This is a genomic window from Moorena sp. SIO3B2, assembly GCF_010692525.1.
Taxonomy (GTDB): domain Bacteria; phylum Cyanobacteriota; class Cyanobacteriia; order Cyanobacteriales; family Coleofasciculaceae; genus Moorena; species Moorena producens.
The window spans coordinates 1-4,052 of sequence record NZ_JAAHHE010000479.1 but is presented as its reverse complement, the minus strand read 5'-3'; the positions used below and the strand labels follow the sequence as shown (position 1 = coordinate 4,052).

Genomic DNA, 4,052 nt, shown 5'->3' with positions numbered 1-4,052 from the left:
GGCAATTATCGGTGGTTGCTCTATATCCAGAAGCTAGTCAAGCGTAAATAGTAAATTTAGTCTATTACTAATAAAACTATGAACCAAAACAAGCGTCAGGCATACTGGCGTGCCAACATCGCATTAATTCGGAATCTCTTAATTGTTTGGGCATTCGTATCCGTTGTATGTAGCATTCTGCTTGTAACATTACTGAACAACGTCAGTGTAGGGAATATTCCCCTAGGCTTCTGGATGGCACAACAAGGTAGTATTTTTACCTTTGTCGTCCTAATTTTTATCTACGCTATACAGATGGATAAAATTGACCGTAAATACAAAAAGTAATGTTTACTGTTGGTAAATAAATTGGGAAATAAATGGCTTTGCTTAACTAAACTATATTTTTATAGTTAGCAATTAAGAATTGTAATAGGGCAATTCTATAGTACTTTCCAATAAAAAAAATACCGTTTTTTTATTACCAACAATCCCTATATAGGGTTTCTCATAGTAATGATGTACATAGGATTTTGTCCCGATTCCCGATTCCCGATTCCCGATTCCCTGCGCGCAGCGCTATAGCAATTATTCAGACAAGTAAATATCTATGACAGTTGAAGCTTGGACCAGTGTATTGGTCATTATTTCCTTTATTCTCTACCTTTACATTGGTTGGCGCTCTCGGGTGCGCGATAGTAAAGGGTTTTTCGTAGCAGATCAAGGTGTTCCCGCTGTTGCTAATGGTGCTGCTACAGCGGCAGATTGGATGTCTGCTGCTTCCTTTATTTCTATGGCAGGGCTAATCTCTTTCTTAGGATATGATGGCTCAATTTACCTGATGGGCTGGACAGGAGGATATGTGCTACTAGCGCTATTGTTAGCCCCTTACCTGCGGAAGTTTGGAAAATACACAGTACCCGACTTTGTGGGAGACCGCTATTACTCGAATGTTGCTCGGTTGGTAGCAGTAGTTGCTGCTATTTTTGTCTCCTTAACCTATGTCGCAGGACAAATGCGAGGGGTAGGTATTGTATTTAGCCGCTTTCTGCAAGTGGATATCGGTCAGGGTGTCGTGATTGGCATGGTAATTGTGGCATTTTTTGCCGTGCTGGGGGGGATGAAAGGCATTACCTGGACTCAAGTTGCCCAGTATGGCGTGTTGATTGTGGCTTACCTGATTCCAGCGATTGCGATCGCAACTCTACTGACCGACAACCCGATTCCCCAGCTAGGATTCACCTTCAGTGACATTATCCCGAAACTCAATCAAATTCAGGTAGATCTAGGTTTCCAGGAATACACTAAACCCTTTGCCAACAAGTCCATGCTGGATGTCTTATTTATCACCATTGCCTTGATGGTCGGTACTGCTGGACTTCCCCATGTGATTGTACGCTTTTACACCGTACGCAATGCTAGAGCTGCTCGTTATTCCGCTGGCTGGGCGCTATTATTCATTGCCATACTCTACACCACAGCTCCCGCCGTTGCTGCCTTTGCCCGCTATAACCTGATTGATAGCCTCCATGACCATACCATTGAGGAAGTGCGTCAGCTAGACTGGGCAACCAAATGGGAAAATACTGGTTTATTGGCGTTTGACGATAAAAACGGCAATGGCAAGATTGAGCTGAAACCGGACAAAGAGACCAATGAAATTAAGATTGACCGAGATATCATTGTACTCTCCACACCAGAGGTAGCCAAACTTGCTCCCTGGGTGATTGCCTTAGTAGCAGCAGGAGGACTAGCCGCCGCTCTATCCACTGCATCGGGCTTACTGCTAGTGATTTCTAGCTCAATCGCCCACGATGTCTACTACCGCATCATTAATCCTAGGGCGTCGGAGTCCCAACGATTGATGGTGGGTCGAATTATGGTAATTGCTGCCATTGCCATTGCCGGTTACTTTGGTATCAATCCCCCTGGATTTGTAGCCCAAGTGGTAGCCTTTGCCTTTGGTTTAGCCGCTGCCAGCTTTTTCCCAGTCATTCTGCTAGGGGTATTTGATAAGCGAACCAACCGAGAAGGGGCAATTGCTGGCATGGTGGTAGGGTTAGTTTTTACCACCGTTTACATCATTGGGGTGAAGTTCTATAGTATGACACCCTGGTTTTTCGGTATTTCCCCTGAGGGGATTGGTACCGTAGGGATGGTGCTTAATTTCATTGTGACTGTAGTGGTTTCTCGCCTGACACCCCCACCTCCAGCAGAAATTCAGGAGATGGTGGAAATGTTGCGAACACCCGGTGATGCTCCCCCAGCCCTTCATGATGTGGGAGAAGAGGAGTTGGATTGATCAAGGTTGAAAGTTGAAAGTTGAAAGTTAAAAGTTGAAGGTTGAAGGTTGAAGGTTGAAGGTTGTTCGCGAAGCGTGGCCAATAGGCCAAGGTTATGGGGTTGTTTGCCTTTGGCGTTCGGTATAGGGTAGGGTGTCTTTGAGAATGTAGAATGTAGAATTAAGAATGTAGAATTCCCAATTCTAGCGTTGCTAAATCTTCGCGCTGAATAGGAGTAGAGTGGGCATCCTGCCCGCACGAAAATAAGCATGAAACTGGCAAGATGCCAGTTCCACGGCTGATGCCCATTCCACAGGTGCGACCCAAGGCCGGGTTCCCCGGCCTAGGAGGCGCGCACCTAAACACTCTTAAAATCATTCCATTATTCAGCAACGCCCAAATTTCAAATTCTACATTCTACATTCTACATTCTTAATTCAAAAGGGTAGGTTGAAGACCGTACCGTCAACCGTCAACTAATTCAGGTGTTTTCTCTGTAGACTATTTGCAGGCACTCAACATGCAAATGGAAGTCTATGCTACGCCTTAAAATCTCCTTAGCTAACTTACTGCTGATTGTTGCTACTGGCTTGACAATAGTCCTGCTGTGGCAACTTAGAGCTTTGCTAGTAGTACTGATGATTGCAGTAGTGCTCGCATCTACTCTAGCACCAATTATTGATAGTGCTGAAAAGTTAAGGATTCCCCGCTGGCTAGCGGTTATTCTGGTTTATTTAGGCTTAATCGCTGGTTTGACAGGGATCGGCTTAGTGATTGGACCAACAGTAGCTGAGCAAATTCAGCGTTTATTTCGGAAACTGCCAACGTATTTGGAGGTTTTAACCTCTTTGTTAGATGCTTTAGCGATTCGCCTAGGGATGACTGAACTAGCTCTGAGTAAAATGTTTGATGCTGGGACCGTTACCTCTTGGGTAATTCGTTCCTCTCAGCAGTTGCTAGTGCAGTCTTATGGATTGACACGGAGTCTTTTTGCTGGAGTGTTTACCGTAATTCTGGCAACACTGCTGTCTGGTTATATGTTAGCTGGCTCTGAACAGTTGATTAAAGGGGGGGTAAGTTTGTTTCCCAAACCCTGGGATGAAAAATTGGCAGCCCAGGTCAAGCCAGTCAGCCAACGGATGGGGGGTTACATCCAGGGGCGAGTGGTGGTTTCAGGAATTTTAGGGATGGCGATTACTGTTGGTTTAAAATTTTTGGGACTGTCAGAGTTTGCCTTGGGTTTGGGTGTGATTGCTGGGGTGACCAATTTGATTCCCTTTTTTGGTCCGGTCTTGGGAGCAATTCCAGCATTGATTGTGGCAATTGCTCAAGGGGGATGGACTTTCTTGTGGGTATTGCTACTATTTGTGATTATTCAGAATCTGGAAACCTATATTCTTGATCCCCTACTGGTGGGGTCTTCTGTGAGAGTTCACCCCTTATATCAGTTGTTGGCAGTGCTAGGTGGTGCAAAGGTTTTGGGGATTCTTGGTGCTTTGATTGTTCCCCCTTGGGTAGCTGGTGCAGCTCTGGTACTAGAAAATTTGTACTTGAAGCCGAAACTGGAGGCGGAACAAAATGCTGCTACTATCTCGCCAGCTTCTGAACCAGACGCCTCAAATGCTCTTTCTTTCAACGGATAGTATGATAACTATACTTTGAGGGATCAGCAATTAGCTATCAGCAATTAGCTATCAGCAATTAGTAATCAGCTATCAGCAATTAGTAATCAGCTATAGCAGTCGCCAGGGCAGTTAGGACATGACAAAAGTCTCACACCCTTTGTAAGCG

General features: G+C 45.0%; 4 protein-coding genes. 3 read left to right on the top strand and 1 reads right to left on the bottom strand.

Going from position 1 to position 4,052, the window contains the following annotated elements:
- Nucleotides 1–78 precede the first annotated feature (78 nt).
- Together F6K38_RS36585 and F6K38_RS36580 are read left to right on the top strand one after the other, a co-directional pair.
- Nucleotides 79–327 (top strand): DUF4212 domain-containing protein, encoded by a 249-nt coding sequence (locus tag F6K38_RS36585; protein WP_008185921.1) that lies wholly within the window; start codon nucleotides 79–81, stop codon nucleotides 325–327.
- 262 nt (nucleotides 328–589) lie between these two features.
- Nucleotides 590–2,281, top strand: a complete 1,692-nt coding sequence (locus F6K38_RS36580) for a sodium:solute symporter family protein (protein WP_287251115.1) — start codon at nucleotides 590–592, stop codon at nucleotides 2,279–2,281.
- On the opposite strand, the gene F6K38_RS36575 is transcribed toward F6K38_RS36580, so the two are convergent.
- Complete coding sequence (locus F6K38_RS36575) at nucleotides 2,251–2,532, bottom strand: hypothetical protein (RefSeq protein WP_287251113.1); 282 nt, start codon at nucleotides 2,530–2,532, stop codon at nucleotides 2,251–2,253. The genes F6K38_RS36580 and F6K38_RS36575 overlap by 31 nt on opposite strands.
- A 265-nt stretch (nucleotides 2,533–2,797) precedes the next feature.
- On the opposite strand from F6K38_RS36575, the gene F6K38_RS36570 reads away from it, so the two are divergent.
- Nucleotides 2,798–3,904: an AI-2E family transporter gene (locus F6K38_RS36570; protein WP_008185917.1), complete on the top strand. Its 1,107-nt coding sequence runs from the start codon at nucleotides 2,798–2,800 to the stop codon at nucleotides 3,902–3,904.
- Nucleotides 3,905–4,052: the final 148 nt, after the last annotated feature.